This is a genomic window from Phenylobacterium sp. (assembly GCF_044236515.1).
Taxonomy (GTDB): domain Bacteria; phylum Pseudomonadota; class Alphaproteobacteria; order Caulobacterales; family Caulobacteraceae; genus Phenylobacterium.
This window is the reverse complement of the sequence record NZ_JBIIGK010000013.1, coordinates 1-20,443: the sequence shown is the minus strand read 5'-3', so window position 1 is coordinate 20,443 and position 20,443 is coordinate 1. Positions and strand designations below refer to the sequence as shown.

Below are 20,443 nucleotides of genomic sequence, written 5' to 3'. Positions count from 1 at the left end.
AGGAAGGGGAAAGCAGGAATGGACTCTAAGTCGTCACGCGCTCGTCTAATGGGCGCGGCCTCCGTCGTGCTGCTCGGGGCGCTCGCCGTCGCCGCGCAGGCGCAGGCGCAGGATCAGGGCGCAGCCGCCCTGGAAGAGGTGATCGTCACCGCCACCCGCTCGGACCAGGCGCTCAGCCGGGTGCCGGTCAGTGTCGCGGCCTTTACGCAAGAGGCCCTCGACGACCGCGGCATACGCCGGATCGACGATGTCACCCGGATCACCCCGGGGGTGAACTTCAACCGCAGCACCTTCGGGCTGCAGGCCAACATTTCCATCCGCGGCATCTCCTCGACGGCCGGGACATCCACCACCGGACTCTACATCGATGACACCCCGATCCAGGTGCGCACGCTCGGCAACAGCTCGGGCAACGCGTTTCCTGCGGTGTTCGATCTGGAACGGATCGAGGTGCTCCGCGGGCCGCAGGGCACGCTGTTCGGTGCCGGCTCGCAGGGCGGCACGGTCCGTTTCATCTCGCCCGAGCCGAGCCTGACGGACTACAGCGTCTACAGTCGCGCCGAACTGGCGTTCACGCGCAACGGCGACCCGTCCTATGAATTCGGGGCCGCGGTGGGCGGTCCGATCGTGGCCGACAAGCTCGGCTTCCGCGCCAGCGCCTACTACCGGCGAGACGGCGGCTTCGTTGATCGGATCTCCTATCCGACAAACTACAACAACTGCAACAACTGCAATTGGATCGACACCCGGGTGCTCCGTGTGGCGCTAGCCTATGCGCCGCAGGAAAATCTCAAAATAACGCCGTCGGTTTATTACCAGGATCTCTATTCGAACAATTCGCCGGTCTATTGGCAGCGGGTGGCCAACACCGTGTTGTCCGACCCGAAGAACGGCAAATACGTCAGCGGCGCGCGGAACAACTCCACCAACAAGGATTGGTTCGTGCTTCCGGCCCTCGATGTCGACTGGGACCTGGGTCCGGTGACGCTCGAGTCCGACACCTCGTACTTCTATCGCGAGGAGCACGGGGTCTACGATTACACCGCCTTCTATCCGAACACCTTCGGCGGAACTCGCAACCCAACTCCAATCCTGGCGACACCGGGCTATTTCGACCTCGGGAACCTGGGCAACAAGCAGAACATCTGGACCCAGGAGTTCCGCGTCGCCTCGGCTGATCCGGACGCGCGGCTGACCTGGCAGGCCGGCGGTTTCTACTCGGTCGGCATCCAGACCGCCTACCAAGTGCTCCAGTCGCCCTTCATCAATTTGGTGCTGCCGGTTCCAATCGAACAGTTCTTCGGCGGCCCGGCGTTGCCTGGCGGCATCATCTATGTCGATGGGTTCAGGACCAAGGACACCCAGATGGCGGTGTTCGGCGAAGCGAACTTCATGGTCACGGAGCAGCTGAAACTGACGGCCGGGCTGCGCTACGCCGACAACGAGCTGCGCTACTTCACCTATCGCGACGGTCCGGCGCAGGGCGGCCGGGGCAGCGACCAGGGTACGCAGGGGGCCAAGCCGCTGACGCCCCGGTTCATCGTTTCCTACCAGATCGACCCCGACAACATGGTGTACGCCTCGGCGGCCAAGGGTTTCCGGCTCGGCGGCGTTAACCGCGGCATTCCCGTGACGACGGCAGGCTGCCGCGCCGGGCTGCAGTCGCTGGGGTACGAGGCCGCGCCGAGCACCTTCGACAGCGACTCGCTGTGGAGCTACGAGGTCGGCGCTAAGAACCGCCTCGCCAAAGGCCGTGTGCGCCTCGCGGCCAGCGCCTATCACATCGACTGGAAGAACATCATCCGGACGGTGAATGTGCAGGGCTGTGGCTTCGCCTTCTTCGCTAATCTCGGCAAGGCCCAGAGCCGCGGGTTCGACCTGCAGGCGGACTTCGCTCCGGTCGACGGTCTGACCCTGACCGCCCTGGTCGGCTACAACGACGCCGAGTACACCGAGACCATCCGGGCGGCGAACGCCACCTCGGACATCGTCACCTCCGGCCACACGCTGGGCGGAAATCCGTGGAGCCTGGCGCTGTCCGCGCAATACGAGTTCGAAGGCCCGATGGGCCTCGACAGCTACGCCCGGGCCGACTTCGACTACCGCTCGCGCAACGATGGGCTCACCCCGCAGTTCGATCCGCGGAACGCGTCCTACGATGCGCTGCTCAACCCGGACCCGGCGACCTACTCGGTCCGCCTGCGCGCCGGTGTGAAGTACGGCGGCGCCGACCTGTCGGCGTTCGTGAACAACGCCACCAACTACACGCCGGTCGTCGGCCTCGGCCACGGCAGCCGTACCGGTCAGATCTGGACGGGCAACCCGATCCGGCCAGTCACGGCCGGCTTCACGGTTACCTACCGACGGTAAAGCTGGCGGCGGGACGTCGGGCTTCGACGTCCCCCTCCGAGACCTCCCGAGCAAACTGGGGTCGGCTTCTGGGCGGAGCCGACCCCTTTCTTGGCTGCCTAGCGGTCGTCGACCTCGATCAGCACGGCCATGGAGCTGTCGCCCGCCGCGCAGCCCTGGAACAGGCCGAGCCCGCCGCCGGCGAGGGCCAGCTCCTCGATCAGTTCGATGACGCCGCGCAGGCCGGTTGGGCCTTGCGGATGGCCCCAGATCAGCGACGAGCCGTAGTTGTTCATCTTGTCGAGCGGGAAGCCGGTGGCGCGCGAGAAGGCGACGTCGTTCACCGCGAACGGATTGTGCGACTTTACCGCCTTCAGGTCCGAGATGCTGACGCCGGCGCGGTCCAGCGCCTTCTTGCACGCCCCGACCGGCGCCTCGGGCATATAGCCCAAATCCGCGCGGCTCTGGCCGAAGGCGCGGATGCGGACGCGGATCGACGGGTCTTTCGACAGCTCCTTCGCCCGGTCGGCGTGGGTGACGACGAGGCCACAGTTGCCGTCGGCCGGGAAGGTCTGGGCGCCGAAGGTGACGACGCCGTCCGGCAGCACGGGCTTCAGCTTGGCGAGGCCTTCGGCGGTCGAGCCGAAGATGCCCTCGTCGCCTTCCATGACGCTGGCGACGCCCTTGAAGTTCGGTTTCGGCACCTCGAAGGGCAGGGTCATGTAGCGACGCTGGAACGCACGATCGTTGGCCAGGGCGTCTTGGTACTGGGCGTGCCGGCGCAGCACGACCTCGTGCAGTTCGGGGGTGGTGATGCCGTACTTGCGGGCGACGTTCTCCGCCGTCACCAGCATCGAGTGGTCGCCGATCGGATCGTGCGAGAAGTTATAGAGGACCTGGTCTTCCGACGATCCCGTGCCGCCGGGGCCGCCCGGCGCCGGATAGTAAATGTGCGGGCCATTTGAGGTGCGGTCGGCGGCCAGCGTCAGGGCGACCTGCGCATCGCCCATAGCGATCTCGGCGGCCGACGTGAACAGCACCCGCACCCCTGTCGCGCACACCTGGGAGATGGTCGGTCCGGTGACCGACTTCAGCCCGATCTCGTACAGTGGCCAGGGCGCGCCCATGAATGATTGGAACTGACCAATGGTCATGCCGAGCACGCCGAAGTCGAAGACCTCCGGGGCGATCTCCCGCCGCGCCAGCTCGGCCTTGGCCACGTGCGCGGCCAGCTTCATCGAATGCAGGTGCTGAAAGCTTCCCTGCCACTTGGCGAAGGGCGTGGACCAATAGGCGCCATAAGGGATTTCGACGGTCTCGTAGGTCATCGGGGTCTCGTCAGTTGGGGAGGATTGGCGAGTCGCCTGCATCCGCCGCGCGTTGCCGCCTGTCAATACGATACCGTATGCGCGCCGCTTCGTTTGGCGTCTCAAACCGACAATCATCATAGGGGACTACGCGCACCCATTAGTGAGGAACGCCAAAGCCGTACGCAATCGTATTGACGAGGCGCGCCCATGCGGGTCATGTGGCCGCCACTCCACGGCGACGCCGTGGCAGGGAGGCGCAGCTTTTCGGCGGATGGGCTAGTATCCGTCGCGCGGCGCTTCATTCTTTCTGCTGTGGGATCGCAACGGCAGGATGTTCACAGGTTCCGCAATTGGGCGGATGTGGATGATTGCAGCAGGTCTTCCCGCGACCGCGACGTAGCAGCAGTGTGGAGGGAACGAAGTGGCAGGAAGGGTGAAGGAGGCGCGTCCCGCGGCAGAGTCGGCACGGCTCGATCCACAGGCGTGGATCGACGCGGCCCTGGAAATCCTTGCCGACGGCGGCATCGACGCGGTCCGCATCGAGCCGCTGGCCAAGCAGCTTGGTGTTACCAAAGGCAGCTTCTACTGGCACTTCAAGGACCGCGGCGCCTTGCTGGACGCAATGCTGACGCAGTGGCGGCGCAACACCACCCTCGACATCATCGCTCGGCTCGAGCGCAGCGCAGCGACGCCCGAAGCGCGGCTCGCGCAGCTCCTCAAGATGCCGTTCCGCGGCGTAAAAGCCGACAAGTCAGCCGAAGTGGAGTTGGCCCTGCGCCTCTGGGGGCGCCGTGATCCCCAGGCGCGCGCGGCCCTAGCGGAAGTCGATCAACTGCGGCTGCGCTATTTTCAGGATCTGCTGCAACGTTTGGGCTTCAGCTCCGAGGCCGCCGCCGTACGGGCGATCTACTGCTATTCGTTCATGCGGGTCGCCGGCACCCTGATCGACCATCAGGATGAGGCGCTCATCGAGCGGAGCGTGGCGTTGCTGGTGCAGGAAGCGAGCAGGGAGCCCGCCCTCAGCGGATGACATCGCCCGCCGGCGCGGGCCCCCTCAGCCAATAAGAGTATTCAAGGAGGAACGCACCGTGCGTCGTTCAGAGCGCCTCCCGCTGGCGTTGACTAATCCCAATGTGTGCAAGACCGAGCGCCCCGACGGCACGATCATCCTGGAGTGCGCGGAACCGCTGGGGCCCTATCCCGAGCGGGCTGCCGACGCCCTCCTGGCCGCCGCTCGGACCAAGCCCGACCAGACGGCGCTGGGCGATCGGTTCGGACCCGACCCGGAGGCCTGGCGGCGGCTGTCCTACGGCGAACTCGAAGCGCGTTCGGGACGCCTCGCCCAGGGAATGCTGGACGCTGGACTTGGCTCGGACCGGCCCATCCTGCTGATCTCCGACAATCGTATCGAGGCCGCCCTGGTCAAGGTCGCCGCCTATCGGGCCGGCGTCCCTATCGCCCCGGTCACGCCGGCCTATTCGGCGGGTGGCGGCGATGCCGAACGCCTGCGAACGATTTGCGAGACCCTACAGCCCGCCATGGTGGTCGTCGACCGGCGCGCGACCCACGAGGCGGCTGTGCGCCGCGTGATGTCCGACGTGCCGATCGTCGGCGCTGCGGACGGCTCGTCCGAACTCCAAGCCCTGGCGGCGAACGCCCCATCCGAGCGCCTGGCCGAACGCGAAGCCTCGATCAACGGCGACACCGTCGCCAAGATCCTCTTCACCTCCGGCTCCACGGGCACGCCCAAGGGCGCCATCAACACCCACCGGATGTTGACCTCCAACGTCCAGGCCTTGCGGCAGGGCTGGCCGTTTGTCGAGGATGAACCGCCGGTGCTGGCCGACTGGCTGCCGTGGAGCCATACCTTTGGCGGCAACTTCGTCTTCGACCTCGTGCTGATGACCGGCGGGTCGCTGTACATCGACGACGGGCGCCCGCTGCCAGCGACGATCATGCGCAGCGTCCGCAACTCGGCGGACGTCCAACCGACGATCCACCTCAACGCGCCACGGGGGCTCGACATGGTCGGCCGGATCCTGGCCGAGGACGAAGGCCTTGCGCGCGCCTTCTTCGAGCGCCTGGGACTGGTGTTCTTCGCCAGCGCCGGCTTGCCGTCACGCATCCGGGACGACTGGCGCAGGTTGATCGATCGCTACGCCCAACGGCCCATAGCTTTCTGCTCGGCGTGGGGCACGACCGAGACCGCACCGACCGCCACGGCGCTGAACTTTGAGGCCGACAAGGTCAACAACATCGGCAACCCCATTCCTGGTACGACGATCAAGCTGTCGCCCCTCGATGGTCGATACGAGTTGAGGGTGAAGGGACCGAACATCAGTCCTGGCTACCTGAACCGGCCGGATCTGACGGAGCCGGCTTTCGACGAGGAGGGTTACTTCCGGACGGGCGACGCCGGAGCTCTGGCCGACCCGGCGGATCCGGCGGCCGGCATTCTCATTGAAGGCCGCCTGGCCGAGGATTTCAAGCTGGCGACCGGTGTCTGGGTGAACGTCAGCGGTCTACGGGCCCAACTCGTCGAGGCGCTTGGATCGATGGCACGTGATGTTGTCATTTCTGGCCCGAACCGGGACGAGCTTGCGATGTTGGTGTTCCTGGACGTGGAGCAGTGCCAGCGGCTCGCCGGAGAGCCTGGCGATTTCGCCGCCATGTCCCAGAATGCCCGTGTTCGCGCGCACATCGAACAGGTGTTGGCGGCATACAACCGGGCAAACCCCGGCAGCAGCCGACGTATCGCCCGCTTCCACATCATGGACCGAAATCTCGATCCAGGTGCTGGCGAGTTGACCGAGAAGGGCGCAATCAATCAGCGGGCTGTCCTAAAGCGAGAGGGTCAGACCTGCGATGATATGCATGGCCAAGCCTAAGCATCACCATTCGATTGCGTATCTTACCGAAGATCTGGAAGCGCAGCTTGGAGCTTGCTTGCCGCGCGCCGAGAGCCTCCTGTGGTCGATTCTCACACGGGGGATCGAAAGGGCGATTCTGACATGAAAGCTGAAGGCGGGGCCGGCTCGGAGAAGGATCTCCTCGAGACCTATATCCCCTACAAGCTCTACATCGCCGCGGCCGCCGTGGCGCATCTAATCGCTACCACCTACGCGCGCGAGTTCGATCTGACCTTGCCAGAGTGGCGCGTCTTCGCGGCGCTAGGCACGCGGGGCGAACTTTCCCAGAAGTCGGCGGCCGACCTTGTTCTTCTCGACAAGATGACGGCCAGCCGCGCTTGCGCGCGGCTTCTGGCGAACGGACTGATCAGCAAGCGCAAGGATCCCGTTGATGCGCGTGCGTTGTTGATCCGCTTTACCCCAAAAGGGCGGCGCTTCTACGATCGCCTGGTCCCCTTCGCCCGGGAAATGGAGAGCAAGCTCTTCGGCCAGTTCGACGAAGGGCAGGTCACCAAATTGGACGAGATGCTTACCGAGGTCCGTCGGAACGCAACGAACCTGATGGAAGAGGCCGAAGCCGCCACGACGCGCGGCCACAAGCGCGAACGTCGTCCGATCCCACACAGTCGCTGATTACCATTCGGTAGGGTATTGACCGCCCCTGGGGGTCATGTACCAATAGGAATGGTAACTCGTGAGACGAATCCGGCGCGCTCCGGCAGCCCGGGCAACAAGTCGCCAGCGCAGCCGCGTCAGACGACCAACAGGGGGAGAAACGATTTGACCCATCACCACCGATCCATGCGCCTGAAGTCCGCTCTGCTCTGCGGCGTCACCGGCTGCCTGGCGTTCGCCGGCGTTGCGAATGCGCAGGACACGACCGCCGATACGATGGTCGGCGAAGTGGTCGTCACGGCCACCCGTCGCGCCGAGGTGCTGAGCCGCATTCCGATGAGCGTCGCGGCCTACACCCAGGAAAAGATGGACCAGCAGGGCATCCGCCAGCTGGACGACGTCATGCGTTTCACGCCGGGCGTGAACCTGACCCGCAACGCGTCGACGAGCACGAACATCAGCATTCGCGGCGTGTCTTCGACCGTCGGCGCCGGCACTACCGGCATCTATGTCGATGACACGCCGATCCAGATCCGCGCCCTCGGCAGCCAGCCGCGAAACGCCATCCCCAACCTGTTCGACCTGGAGCGCGTCGAAGTTCTGCGCGGTCCGCAGGGCACCCTGTTCGGCGCCGGCGCCCAGGGCGGGGCCATCCGCTTCATTACGCCCAAGCCGAGCCTGAGCGGCGTGGACGTCTACGCCCGCGGCGAGTTGGCCTACACGGAAAGCGGTTCGGCTAGCTATGAGGCCGGTGTGGCCCTTGGGGCTCCGCTGGTGGAAGACCAACTCGGCTTCCGAATCAGCGCCTACCACCGCCGCGATGGCGGCTTCATCGATCGCGCGCGCTATGTGCCGGGCTCCGTCGCCGGGCCGCTCGGCGTCGCCAGCCCCTACACCGGCCGCGCGACGCCGGGCCCGGTGCAGGAGAAAAACAGCAACGACTTCGACACCTACGCGTTCCGCGCGGCGCTGACGGCGAAGATCGGCGATAGTCTGACGATCACTCCGTCGTTGTATTACAACCACCTCTATTCGCATGACCTCAACCAGGCCTGGTGGATCCTCAGCGACCCCAGCGAGCAGCGTTTCGTCAGCGGAAACACGCGACCGGAGACCAACAAGGACCGCTTCTGGCTGCCGGCTCTGAACGTCGAGTGGGACCTGGGCTTCGCGACCCTGACGTCGAACACGTCCCGCCTGATGCGGAACGAAGACGGGGTCTACGACTACGCCACCTACAATCTCGCCAACTTCCCGGTGCGGTATCGGACGGCGACCAACCCGTTTGGCGCTTTCGACCGCTATTACGGCTTCGCCGACTTCAGCGCCGGCAACATCAACGGCAATAATCAGGACAGCTTCAACCAGGAAATCCGCCTGGCTAGCAACGACAGCGAGAGCCCGTTCACCTGGGTGGTCGGCTTCTACTATGCGAAGGCGAACCAGAGCTCGAAGCAGTCCGTCCGCGACCGCTACTTCTCAGAGTACATCGGCGTGACACCGGGTCCTTCAGACCTATTGGTCTATGATGAGACCCTCGACGCCTACGACAAGCAGACCGCGGTGTTCGGCGAAGTCACCTGGGAAATCATCGACGGGCTGAAAGTCACCGGGGGCCTTCGATACGCCAAGACGTCGTTCGATTTCGTCGGGGAAGTTTACGGCCTGGCGGCCGGGCCGGCCGGCTACATCCGCAACGAAGGTCATCAATCCGAAAAGCCGCTTACGCCGAAGATTAGCGTCCAATACCAATGGGATCCGAACAACCTCACCTATTTCACGGCGGCGAAGGGCTATCGCATCGGCGGCTCAAACCGCGCGGTGCCGAATACTCCCGACTGCCTCGCGGCCCTGAATGCCATTGGCTATCAGTCCGCGCCCAGCGCCTATGACTCCGATAACGTTTGGAGCTACGAGCTGGGCAGCAAAAATTCGTTCATGGATGGCCGGGCGCGCATCGCGGCGGCGGCCTATATGATCAAGTGGACTGACATCATCCGCAGCGTAGGCCGCCTCGGGAACAACTGCCCCTACGGCATCATCGCTAACCTTGGCGAAGCGACCTCTAAGGGCTTCGAATTCGAGAGCACCTTCAACGCGACCGACAGTCTGACGTTGGGTCTCGCCGTCGGCTACAACAACATCGAATACGACGAGAGCATCCGCTTGCCGGGCGCGGCCCAGGATCTAGTCACTGAGGGCCACACTCTGGGCGGCGTGCCGTGGACGGTCGCCCTCAGCGCCAATTATGCGTTCGAAGCCGCCGGTATGCCGGCCTTCGCGCGCGTCGATTACATCTATCGCTCGGTCAACGACAGCCTTCGGCCGGAACTCGATCCTGCCTATCCGAGCGTCTACGATCCCACGATCCTACTGGCGCCCGAAGAGCACGACCTGCGGCTGCGGGCGGGGATCACGCTCGACAACGGGACCGACATCTCTGTGTTCGCCAACAACGTCCTCAATCGGACCAAGACCGGCTTCGGCGGCTATCGCGTCACGCCCGTCGACGAGTTCACGGCGATCCGGCCGCGCACGTTCGGTATCACGGCGGCCTATCGGTACTGATCCCCCGGCCCGGCGCGACGGCGGAAGCCGTCGCGCCGGGCTTTGTCTCAGCTCACAACGCTAGATTGTCCGGCGGCGCCGCGTGCGGGGCGCCGCATGTGGGAGGCGCAATTGGAACGTCGGCAATTCATCACGTCTGGCCTGGCGCTTGCCGGTGCGGCTGGTCTCAGCGCTTCGGCTTTCGCCCAACACAACGCCAGCCCGGACACCTCCTTCGACCCGTCGCTCTGGATTGGGGATCTGGCGATCGTCAACGCCCGGATCATCACGATGGACCCCAGCCGGCCTGAGGCCCAGGCCGTGCTGGTGCGCAACGGGCGGATCGCGGCGGTCGGCTCGAACGCGGAGATCCGGGGTCGGGCGCGCGGTGCGCGTGTGCTGGATGCCGGCGGCAGCGCCGTGGTCCCCGGCTTCGTGGACACTCACGTGCACATCGAATGGTCGTGCGCCGCCCGCGAGCTGATGGTCAATCTGTGGAACCCGGCGCCGCAGTCGGTCGCCGAGCTGCTGACCCGCCTGAAGGCCGTCGCCGACAAGACCCCGGCCGGTCAGTGGATCGTCGCAGAAGGCCCGCTCGGTCAGATGGCCGACAAGCGCATGCCGACCCTCGACGAGCTGGATTCCGTTACCCAGCGGCATCCTCTGGCGGTGTTCAACGGCGTCCACCACCACGTGAACAACAGCCTCGCGGCCCAGGGCATGGGCTACCTCACCTATGAGAGCGAGGCCCAGATGCGCTGGTGGAGCAACGGCGAGCCGTTCACCGGCGGCTGGGCCAAGCGCGACGAGCACGGCCACCCCGGCGACTCCTACGACATGGTCATGCGCCTGCCGCGCGACCTTTGGTCCGTGGAAGCGTTGAAGGGTGCGATCCGCAAGCAGGCTAAGGCGATGTTCGTGGCCGGCGGCGTGACCTCGGCCTCGCCGGTTTGCCTGGTGTCCAGCAACGAATACTCCGCCGATCAGCAGCTGCAGGCGATGGGCGAGCTGCCCCTGCGGCTGCGCGCCTATTATATGGCCCCGTTCTCGGTCGGCGTGGACCAGGTGCTGGCGACGGGCGTCACCCGCGGGTTCGGCAACGACATGTTCCGCACCGGCGGCTTCAAGCTGATCATGGACGCCTCGCATCCCGGGGCACCGACGGCCCAGCACTACACCGAGGACGAATTCGCCGACCTGGTGACCAAGATCCACGCGCGCGGCCTGCAGACGATCACCCATTGCACCAGCCCGCAGGGCGCCGACCGCGTCACCAACGCCATTGAGGAGGTGCGCCGGCGGTTCCCGAACGGGCCGGAGATCCGCCACCGCATCGAGCACCACCGCGCGCGGCCGGAACTGGCGCGGCGGATCAAGGCGGCGGGGATGTACTTCTCACTGATCGCCGCTCAGGCCAGGACGCAGAACCGCAACGCCAACACCGGCTCGGGCTTCTCGAGCTCGGTCAGCCTGCCTTACCGGTCATACATCGCCGATGGAATTCACCCGATCCTGGTGTCCGACAAGTGCAGCGGCGCGCCCAGCAACCCGAAGCCACTGATGAGCATCGCGGCCGCATGTAACGGCTACGAGGCGGGCGGCATGACCGACGCCAGCGAGACGGTGGGGTTCGACGACGCCCTGCGGATGTGGACGCTGTGGGCCGCCGAAAGCACGCACCAGGAGCATGACCGCGGCTCGATCACGGTCGGCAAGCTTGGCGATTTCGCGCTGCTGTCCGGCGATCCGCGTCGGATGCAGCCCGCCGAGTACTTCGACCTCAAGGTCGACGCCACCGTGCTCGGGGGCAAGGTCGTCTATGAATCCTAAGTCTCGGAAGGGGAGGGCGTGATGCGCCGTCGTGAATTCTTCGGTCTGGCCGCCAGCGCCGGACTTGTCGCCGGCCTGCCGGCCTGGGCGCAGCAGAACGCCGGCCCGGACACCTCGTTCGACCCCTCGATGTGGGTAGACGACATGGCGATCGTCAACGCCAAGGTGATCACCATGAACCCGGCCCAGCCGGCAGCCCAGGCCGTGCTGGTGCATCGTGGCCGGATCGTCGCGGTGGGCACGAACGGGCAGATCCGTGAGCAGGCGCGCGGCGCAAAGGTGTTCGACGCCGGCGGCCGGACCGTCGTACCGGGCTTTGTCGACACCCACATCCATATCGAGTGGTCGGCCGCCGCCACCGCCCTGATGCTCAACATGTGGGGCGACCGGCCGAAGACCATCGCCGAGGTTCTGGCGCGGCTCCGGGCCAAGGCCGACCAGACGCCGGCCGGCAAGTGGATCCTCGCCGAAGGGCCGATCAGCTCCAGCACCCAGGAAAAGCGCCTGCCGACGATCCAGGAACTGGACTCCGTCAGCGAACGCCATCCCATCGCCGTGTTCAACGGCGTGCACACCAATGTCGGCAACTCCCTGGCCGCCAAGGCCATGGGCTACCTGACCTATGAGGACGAGGCGCAGGCGCGTTGGTGGAGCAACGGCCAGCCCTACACCGGCGGCACGGTGGAACGGGACGAGCGCGGCCACGCCGGTCCGGCGCACGACTTCGTCATGCGCCTGCCCAAGGACCTTTGGTCGGTCGAGGAACTCAAGGGCGCGATCCGCAAGACGGCCAAGGAGATGTTCATCGCCGGCGGCGTGACCTCGGCTTCGCCGGTCTGCCTGGTGTCGAGCAACGAATACTCCGCCGACCAGCAACTGCAGGCGGTGGGCGAGTTGCCGATGCGCCTGCGGGCCTATTATATGGCGCCGTTCTCGGTGGGTGTGGACCAGGTGCTCGACACCGGCGTCACCCGCGGGTTCGGCAACGACATGTTCCGCACCGGCGGCTTCAAGCTGATCTACGACGGCGGTCGGCACAACGGCCGGCAGACCCACCACTACACCCAGGACGAGTACGCCGACCTGGTGACCAAAATCCACGCCCGCGGCCTGCAGGCCATCACTCACTGCGTCAGCGAAGAGGGGGCGGCCGGAGTGGTGGGCGGCATCGAGGAAGTGCGCCGCCGGTTCCCGAACGGACCGATGATCTATCACCGCATCGAGCACTGGCGCCCGCAGGCGCCGGAACTTATGGCGCGGATGAAGGCCGCGAACATGTATTATACGTCCATTGCCTCCCAGGGGCGCGAGACCGACTATGGCCCCCGCCAAGCCAATCCGTACGGCACCACGGGCGCGGCCTACAGGTCGCTGATCGCGGCGGGCGTGCATCCGATCCCGGTATCGGACAAGTGCGGCGGCAATCCGACCCAGCCGCGGCCGATGAATAGCCTGGCTGCGATGTGCAATCCGATGAGCGCCGGCGGCGATGCGGCGGAGGGCGAGGCGACCGATTTCGACAACGCCCTACGCATGTGGACCCTTTGGGCCGCGCAGAGCACCCACCAGGACCACGACCGAGGCTCGATCCAGGCCGGCAAGCTCGGCGATTTCGCCGTGCTGAACGGGGATCCTCGTCGCATGCAGCCGGCCGACTACTTCAAGCTGAAGGTCGATGCGACGATTCTTGGCGGCAAGGTGGTTTACGGCGGTTGATCTCGACCGGGCAGGGGAGTGCGGATGATGCGGCGTCCTGAACGAAGACTCGACCCGGTCGGGGCGCTTTCCGCGCTCGCCCTCACTCTGCCCGCCGCGGCGGCGGCGGCCCCGACGACGGTCGAGGGGGTCCACGCCGCCGACCTCGCCGCCACGGCGCAGGCGGACGTGCGGCTGGTCCGCTTCAACGCCTTCCTGGCAGGGGCTGTCCCGCCTCGCGAAGCGGGCAGTCCGTTCAAGCCGGTTGGCAAGGTGACGCCGATGACGGGGAGCGACGCCGTCTTCGGAACCGGTGCGGCGGCTTACCATACGGTGATCACCTCGAATGCGGACGGGAAGGGCGGCTTCGTCGACAACGGCTCGATCCGTTTCTCAAACGGCGAGATTCGTTTCCGCGGCATCTATCCGACGAAGAACGAGCCGACGCCGGTCAATGGCGTGGCCAATACCGTGATGGTCGAGGAGATCATTGGCGGAAGCGGCACGTTCGAGGGGGTCACGGGCTACTTCCTGCTGAACTCGACCCTTGGTCCGGGCGGCATCCGCGGCGCGCTGAACGGCGTGCTGTTCGTCAAGAAAACGGCGAGGAACTGACGATGCGGAGCTTCCTCTGCACAATGCTCGCCCTGAGCCTGGCGACGGCCGCCGCCGCTACGCCCGCTGAGATCGACGCGGCGTTCAAGGCCTCGGACGCTCAGGTGGCGGCGGACTCAGAAGTCCGTATCGTCCGCTTCCAATCGATCATGACCGGCGAGTTCCCGCGCCGGCAGGACGGGGTCGCATTCAAGCCGGCGGGACGGGTTCTGCTTCCAGCCGGGTCCGACCCGATCCTGGGGTCGGAACCTGCGCCTTACATCACGGAAATCCATTCCAACAGCGACGGGAAGGGCGGTTTCACCGACACCGGCTCAATCCGCTTCGCCGGCGGCGAACTGCGGTTCACCGCGGTCTATCCGACCCGGAATATCGAGACGCCGTTGCCCGGCATGCGGACCACCGCCATGGTCGAGAAGGTGACCGGCGGAACAGGCGCTTTCGAAGGCGCGTCCGGCTACATCATGCAGTTCTCGACGATCGACGGGGACGGATTCCGCACCACGCTCAACGGTATCTTGTTCGTACGGAAGATGCCCTGACTGGCCATACGGTGGCGTATTGACCGGCTCAGCGGGCGGTGCGACCCTGCCCGCAAGCGGTCGCCGATGCGACTGGGTGAAAAGGAAGGGGCGGAGATGGCGACGAAGATTGGCGAGGTGATCGACCGCGAGCGGCTCGGCGGCCTCCAGGTCCTGGTGCTCGTGCTTACCTCGCTGGCGATCATCATCGACGGCTTCGACATTCAGGCCATCGCCTTTGCCGGCCCGGTGATCCTCAAGGAATGGGGCCTCAGCAAGGCCGAACTCGGACCGGCGATCGCCGCCGCCCTGATCGGCATGGCGGTCGGCGCGCCGTTCGGCGGGGGCCTCGGGGACAAGATCGGTCGCCGGCTGACCATTATCTTCAGCGCCGTCTTCTTCGGGGCGGCGACGATCGCGACGGCCTTCTCGCCCAATCTGACCGCGCTCATCATTCTAAGATTCGTCAGCGGTCTCGGGTTCGGCGCCCTGCTGCCCAACGCAACCGCCCTCCTGGCCGAATGGATGCCGACCCGGTATCGCGCCCCAGCCATCGGCCTGATGATCATCGGCGTGCCGATCGGCGGCATGATCGGCGCGGCGGTAGCCCAGTGGCTCATCCCGGCTTACGGTTGGCGGGCCTGCTTCCTGGTTGGCGGCGTCCTCGGGATCGTTCTCGCCGGCGTCTTGGCGATCGGCCTGCCGGAATCGCTGAGATTCCTCCTGCGGCGGGAGGGCAGTTCGCCGAAGGTGACGGGCCTTCTCGCTCGGGCGTTCGGCCGCGACCGGGTTCCGGACCACGTGATCCCCGACGACGAGCCGCGCAAGGCGCATTGTAGTGAGGTCCTGAGGCCTGAACACGTGCGGGTGACCATCGGCCTGTCGCTTGCGTTCTTCGCCAACCTCGCGGTGACCTACGCCTTCTTCAACTGGGTCCCGACCATGCTGACCTCGATGGGCATGCCCCTCGACGTCGCCCTGCGCGGCGCCCTGTACTTCAACCTCTGGGGCCTGGCGGGTGCGCTCGCTGGCGCGGTGCTGATCAACTGGCTGGGCTCGCGGATCGGCCTTCTCCTGGTGCTCGGCGGAGCCATCATCGTCGCCGGCGCCATGGGGTACACGATCACGACGGGCGTCCCCTCTGAGACGGCGATGATCGTCGGCCTTTCCGCCGCGGGGACCCTGGTTTCCGGCCTGCAGGCCTGCCTCTACTCCCTGGCGGCGTCCGCCTATCCGACCACCTGTCGGTCCGCGGGAATTGGCGTGGTGGCCGGCATCGGCCGGCTGGGCTCCATCGCCTCGGCTTTCCTCGGCGGCGCGATCCTCAGCCTGCCGGCGGGGCAGGCGGTGTTCTTCGTCGTCGTCGCCGGGGTCCTGATCCTGGCGGTGGTCGGAGTGCTGGTAGTCAATCGCCATGCACCCCCGGCCCGGCGCGCCGCCGCCGGGTAGCCGCACCCCGACTCACGACGACCTTCACGCCAGAGCGGCGGCTGGCGCCGGGGTCCTAGAAAATACGCCTAAGTACGGAATTACTGGAGAGTTTGATGAAGCTTGAGAACGCATCGGCCTTTGTCACCGGCGGTGGGTCCGGTCTGGGCGCGGCAACCGCCGAAGCGCTGGCGGCCGCGGGCGCCCGGGTGACGATCTTCGATCGCGACGCGGACAAGGCCAACGCTGTCGCCCAGCGCCTCGGCGGGATCGCGGCCGTCGGCGACGTAACCAGCGAGGCCGACGCCCAAGCGGCGTTCGCGAAGGCGCGCGAGGCGCACGGCGCGCTGCGCGTGCTGGTCAACTGCGCCGGGATCGGCACCGCGGCCCGGATCCTCGGCCGCGAAGGCCCGATGCCTCTCGACCGCTTCGAGACGGTGATCCGGGTGAACTTGATCGGCACCTTCAACATGATGCGCCTAGGGGCCGCCGAGATGGCGCAGGCCGAGCCGAGCGAAGACGGCGAGCGGGGCGTGATCATCTCCACCGCTTCGGTCGCAGCCTATGAAGGCCAGGTCGGCCAGGCGGCCTATTCGGCGTCCAAGGGCGGCGTCGCGGCCCTGACCCTGCCGGCCGCCCGCGAATTCGCCGGGATTGGCGTCCGGGTCCTGGCGGTGGCGCCGGGGCTGTTCTTCACGCCGATGATGGAGACGCTGCCCGAAGAGGTTCAGCAGAGCCTCGCCGCCTCGATCCCGTTCCCGAAGCGTCTCGGCCGGCCCGGCGAGTTCGCAGCCCTCGTGCAGCACCTGGTCGATAACGTCCACATGAACGGCGAGGTGGTTCGGATCGACGGCGCCCTGCGCCTGCCTCCGCGCTGAAACAGAGGGTCCGCGCCAGCCTCGGCGCGGCCCAACTCTCCCTAGGGCCCGACGGCCCTTGAAATCGCCGCGGCGAACGCCTGGGAGCGAGCCGAATAGGCGCGGTCGACCGGTGTGGGATAGGCGCTCAGCATCACCACCACGAGATCCTTGTCCGGCTCGATGTAGATCATCTGCCCGAACACGCCGATGGCCGAGAAGGTCTGCGGCGAGGTGATCCACCACTGATAGCCATAGCCCTTGGAGCCGGGCGAGCCCTCACGGGCCTGCGTCAACCAGCCGTCGGGCACGATGGACGCGCCGTCCACGCCCTTAAAGCCTTCCAGCGCGAAGAGGCCAAAGCGGCCGAAATCCCGCAATGTCGCGTTCAGGCAGCAGCCGGCGAACTCCTGGCCGCCGTCCGTCGTCCACCGCGCCTCCGTCTCCATCCCGGCCGGTTTCCAGATCTTCTCGGAGAGGTAGTCGGAAAGCCGCTTGCCGGTGGCGGAGGTGACGACCTCGCCCAGCACATGGGTGGCGCCGGAGTTGTAATCGAACTTGCTGTCCGGCTCGAAGACCTTCGGCGAGGTGGCGATGTGCCCGGTCAGGCCGCCGGCGTCGCGATTCGACAGGATGCGGACGATGGCGTTGGTGTCGGAGTTCGGGTCCAGGTAGTTCTCGTCCCACCGGACACCGGTGGACATGTTGAGGGTCTGCCGGACGGTGACGCCGTCATATCCCGTCCCCTTGAGCGCAGGCACATAGGCCGTCACCAGGTCGTCCAGGCTCTTAATCTTGCTGTCCTTCACAGCCGCGCCGACGAGGGTGGAGGTGATCGACTTCACCACGGAATAGGAGGTCCAGCGATCCGTCGGCTGCAGGCCGTGAGCGTACTTCTCGAGTCGCACCTGACCCTTGTGGAGCACCAGCAGTCCGAACACGCGGTTGTCGCGCATGAAGGCCTCCGCGTCGTTCTCTGGATCCGCCAGGGCAGGGCCTCTCGGCAGCGCCTTCACGACCGACCCCGGGGCGACGGGCCGCCAAGCGTAGAGCTTGTCGAAGTTCTTGAAGCCGACCGCCTGCTCAGGCGTCGACCAGAACAGCATCCGCTCGGCGGGAGGCAGCGTCGTAGCGGCTTGCGGCTGAGCGGCTGCATGGCCGGTGAAGGCGAAGGCGGCGAGGGCCGCCGCCGTAATACGCCAGATCATCGTTTTCCTCATCCTTGGCTTTCGGGGCCTCACGCGAGGCCCGGCTATCGTTGGTATCGAGCCGTACCAGAGCGTATGGCATGATCCGGCGCCGCGGCAAGAATGCGCTCTAGGCCTGCGGAGAATACGCTCGCGCCATCTCCGAGTTTTGCGGAGATCGTAACATACGAGATGGTATTGACAGGCGGCTCGGCGACTGCCCTGTTGTCCGACACGTTCTGCCGGCGCAGACCTTCGTGCGCTGCAGGCGGGGAGGTCTGGCCTCGGAACGCTCGCGATCAAGTCCAACGGCGGTTCCTTATGTATTTTGAGCCCGGCAAAACGCCCCACAATCTGCCATACGACCCCTTCAAGTCGTGCGTCGTTCCCCGCCCGATTGGGTGGATTTCGACGACCAGCAGCGCGGGCGTCGACAACTTGGCGCCGTTCAGCCAGTTCCAGAACATCACCTTCGATCCCCCGATCGTCATGTTCTCCGCCAACCAGCGCAGCGAGGGCGGGCAGAAGGACAGCGCGCTCAACGCCGGCGAGACCGGCGAGTTCGTCTGGAACATGGCCACCTACGACCTGCGCGAGGCCGTCAACATCAGTTCCGAGGAGTTCGGGCGGGACATCGACGAATTCGAGCGCGCCGGCCTGACCAAGGCGCCGTCGCGCCTGGTGCGCCCACCGCGCGTCGCCGAGTCGCCGATACAGTTTGAATGCGTGCACCTGCACACCACCCGCATCCCCGGCGAGGGGCCGATCGGAACGGTCGATGTCGTGTTCGGGAAAGTTGTCGCGATCCACATCAAGGACGAGGCCCTGACCGAAGGGCGGGTGGACATCGCCAGGATCCGGCCCCTCGCGAGGCTCGGCTACTACGAATACACCTACGTCGATAAGGTGTTCACCCTCCCGCCGCCCGGCGGCGGCTCCACGGCCCTCAGCGCCGGTCTCGAAGGTTCGGCGTCGCGTATCCGGTCGGTAGTCGGCACGGAACCCGGCGCGGCCGAATAGGCGCGTTGCTCGGCACAAAGGGGGGGCGATGAACCGCCGCGACATCTTCAAGGTCCTGATGGCGTCTGCCGCCGGCGCGCCGGCCCTGGCCGCCTCGGCGACCTCGGCCGCGCAGGCCCCGTCGTCCGGCGCCGAGACGTCCCGGCCCCGGCCCGCGGGGACCGATGACCTGGCGATCGTCAATGCCCGGATCCTCACCATGGACGAGCACGCGCCGCGCGCTCAGGCCGCCCTGGTGCGCGGCGGCCGTATCGTCGCCGTCGGCCGCAATGACGAGGTTCAGGCCCTGGCCCGCGGGGCGTCGCTCTACGACGCTCGCGGCCGCACGGTCGTGCCCGGCTTTATAGACAGCCACATCCATCTCGACTGGGTCGCAGCCTTTTTCGCTTACCAGGCCGATACCCACGTGCCTCCGGTCGCCAGCTTGGCCGACATCATGGATGCGCTGCGGCGGAACGCGGCCCGGACCGCGCCTGGTCGCTGGGTGATCGGCCGCGGCGATTACGGTCTCGACGCCCGCATTCCCGAAAAGCGCCTGCCCACCCGACAGGAGCTGGACGGCATCTCCGAGCGCCATCCGGTGCTGCTGTTCTCAGGTCTGCACGTCACGAGCATGAACACCATGGCCGCCAAGGCAATGGGACTGTGGACTGAGGCGGATCACAAGCGCCAAACGCTGCGCGATGGGCGGCGCTACGCCGGCGGCGTGGTTGAGCGGGACGCCGACGGCCTGCCCACGGGACCGGCCTACGAGATCATCCCGCACATGCCGGCCAACCTTTATTCGGTGGAGGAGTATCGCCAGGCCATCAAGACCCATGCTCCCCGGCTCTTCGTGCAGAAGGGGATCACGTCCGTCTCCACCATGGGCCTGCTGTCGAATGACCATTTCGACGCGGTCCAACAGCTCCAGCGGGCGGGCGAGCTGCCTCTGCGCGTTCGCGGCTATTGGATGTCGCCGTTCTCCATCAGTGTGGATGACGCCCTGTCCGCCGGGGTCAGCATGGACTTCGGCAACGACATGTTCCGGTTCGGCGGGTTCAAGCTGATCCCGTCCGTCAACGCGGTGAGCGGCTCCGGGTCGACTTTCAACTACACTCAGGATGAGCTGGTCGAGCTGATCTCCAAGGTCGAGCGCGCCGGCTTTCAGGCCCTGCTGCACACCGGCGGCGGCGAAAGCTTCGACCGCGTCACGGCCGCGGTCGCGGAGGCGCAGCGGCGTCATCCGGGCAGCGGCTTGCGCCATCGGCTCGAGCACTTCGGGGCCATCGACCCCGACCGGGTCCGGCGGCTGCGTGAGCTGAACATGACCGTCAGCATCACCTCGCCCCAGTTGAAGAGCCGGCCAGGCGCGCAGGTGAGGGCAGGCGTCTACGAGATGGCGGTCCGCAACGGCCTCAAGCCGGTGGCGATCACCGACGCGACCGGCACCCTCCCGACGTTCAGCCCGTTGTTCGGCATCGCAGCCCTGGTGGCGCCGGCCTCCGTGGGCGGCAGCTTGGCCGACGGCTCCCGGCTCGACTACGAAACGGCGTTGCGGATGTGGACCAGCTGGGCCGC

General features: G+C 66.4%; 15 protein-coding genes. 13 read left to right on the top strand and 2 right to left on the bottom strand.

Annotated elements, in window-relative coordinates:
- The first annotated feature begins 48 nt into the window (after positions 1 to 48).
- A complete protein-coding gene (locus tag ACILRF_RS02685) occupies positions 49 to 2,370 on the top strand; it encodes a TonB-dependent receptor (RefSeq protein WP_395670726.1) in 2,322 nt (773 codons plus the stop codon).
- 98 nt (positions 2,371 to 2,468) lie between these two features.
- Here ACILRF_RS02685 and ACILRF_RS02680 read toward each other — a convergent pair whose 3' ends face one another.
- A complete protein-coding gene (locus tag ACILRF_RS02680) occupies positions 2,469 to 3,677 on the bottom strand; it encodes a thiolase family protein (RefSeq protein ID WP_395670725.1) in 1,209 nt (402 codons plus the stop codon).
- A 415-nt stretch (positions 3,678 to 4,092) separates the two neighbouring features.
- Between ACILRF_RS02680 and ACILRF_RS02675 the strand changes: the two genes are divergently transcribed.
- From ACILRF_RS02675 to ACILRF_RS02630, 10 genes are all read left to right on the top strand, one after another.
- Positions 4,093 to 4,689, top strand: coding sequence for a TetR/AcrR family transcriptional regulator (locus ACILRF_RS02675; RefSeq protein ID WP_395670724.1), 597 nt, complete (start codon positions 4,093 to 4,095; stop codon positions 4,687 to 4,689).
- A complete protein-coding gene (locus tag ACILRF_RS02670) occupies positions 4,616 to 6,547 on the top strand; it encodes an AMP-binding protein (RefSeq protein WP_395670723.1) in 1,932 nt (643 codons plus the stop codon). Before ACILRF_RS02675 ends, ACILRF_RS02670 begins: the two co-directional genes overlap by 74 nt.
- Before the next feature lie 123 nt (positions 6,548 to 6,670).
- A complete protein-coding gene (locus tag ACILRF_RS02665) occupies positions 6,671 to 7,201 on the top strand; it encodes a MarR family winged helix-turn-helix transcriptional regulator (RefSeq protein ID WP_395670722.1) in 531 nt (176 codons plus the stop codon).
- A gap of 147 nt (positions 7,202 to 7,348) precedes the next feature.
- Positions 7,349 to 9,751 (top strand): TonB-dependent receptor, encoded by a 2,403-nt coding sequence (locus tag ACILRF_RS02660; protein WP_395670721.1) that lies wholly within the window; start codon positions 7,349 to 7,351, stop codon positions 9,749 to 9,751.
- Positions 9,752 to 9,862: 111 nt separating this feature from the next.
- A complete protein-coding gene (locus ACILRF_RS02655; RefSeq protein ID WP_395670720.1) occupies positions 9,863 to 11,560 on the top strand; it encodes an amidohydrolase in 1,698 nt (565 codons plus the stop codon).
- A gap of 21 nt (positions 11,561 to 11,581) precedes the next feature.
- Positions 11,582 to 13,276 (top strand): amidohydrolase, encoded by a 1,695-nt coding sequence (locus ACILRF_RS02650; RefSeq protein WP_395670719.1) that lies wholly within the window; start codon positions 11,582 to 11,584, stop codon positions 13,274 to 13,276.
- Between the two features lie 27 nt (positions 13,277 to 13,303).
- Positions 13,304 to 13,870 (top strand): hypothetical protein, encoded by a 567-nt coding sequence (locus ACILRF_RS02645; RefSeq protein WP_395670718.1) that lies wholly within the window; start codon positions 13,304 to 13,306, stop codon positions 13,868 to 13,870.
- Between the two features lie 2 nt (positions 13,871 to 13,872).
- A complete protein-coding gene (locus ACILRF_RS02640; RefSeq protein ID WP_395670717.1) occupies positions 13,873 to 14,412 on the top strand; it encodes a hypothetical protein in 540 nt (179 codons plus the stop codon).
- Positions 14,413 to 14,508: 96 nt separating this feature from the next.
- On the top strand, positions 14,509 to 15,840 hold the full coding sequence (locus ACILRF_RS02635) for an MFS transporter (RefSeq protein ID WP_395670716.1): 1,332 nt from the start codon (positions 14,509 to 14,511) through the stop codon (positions 15,838 to 15,840).
- A gap of 95 nt (positions 15,841 to 15,935) precedes the next feature.
- Positions 15,936 to 16,697, top strand: coding sequence for an SDR family NAD(P)-dependent oxidoreductase (locus ACILRF_RS02630; protein ID WP_395670715.1), 762 nt, complete (start codon positions 15,936 to 15,938; stop codon positions 16,695 to 16,697).
- A 41-nt stretch (positions 16,698 to 16,738) separates the two neighbouring features.
- On the opposite strand, the gene ACILRF_RS02625 is transcribed toward ACILRF_RS02630, so the two are convergent.
- Positions 16,739 to 17,884: a serine hydrolase domain-containing protein gene (locus ACILRF_RS02625; RefSeq protein WP_395670714.1), complete on the bottom strand. Its 1,146-nt coding sequence runs from the start codon at positions 17,882 to 17,884 to the stop codon at positions 16,739 to 16,741.
- 204 nt (positions 17,885 to 18,088) lie between these two features.
- Between ACILRF_RS02625 and ACILRF_RS02620 the strand changes: the two genes are divergently transcribed.
- The gene (locus ACILRF_RS02620; protein ID WP_395670713.1) at positions 18,089 to 18,883 is read left to right on the top strand and encodes a flavin reductase family protein; all 795 of its coding nucleotides are present in this window, start codon (positions 18,089 to 18,091) and stop codon (positions 18,881 to 18,883) included.
- A 28-nt stretch (positions 18,884 to 18,911) separates the two neighbouring features.
- On the top strand, positions 18,912 to 20,443 hold a 1,532-nt coding region (locus ACILRF_RS02615; protein ID WP_395670712.1), incomplete at its 3' end, for an amidohydrolase.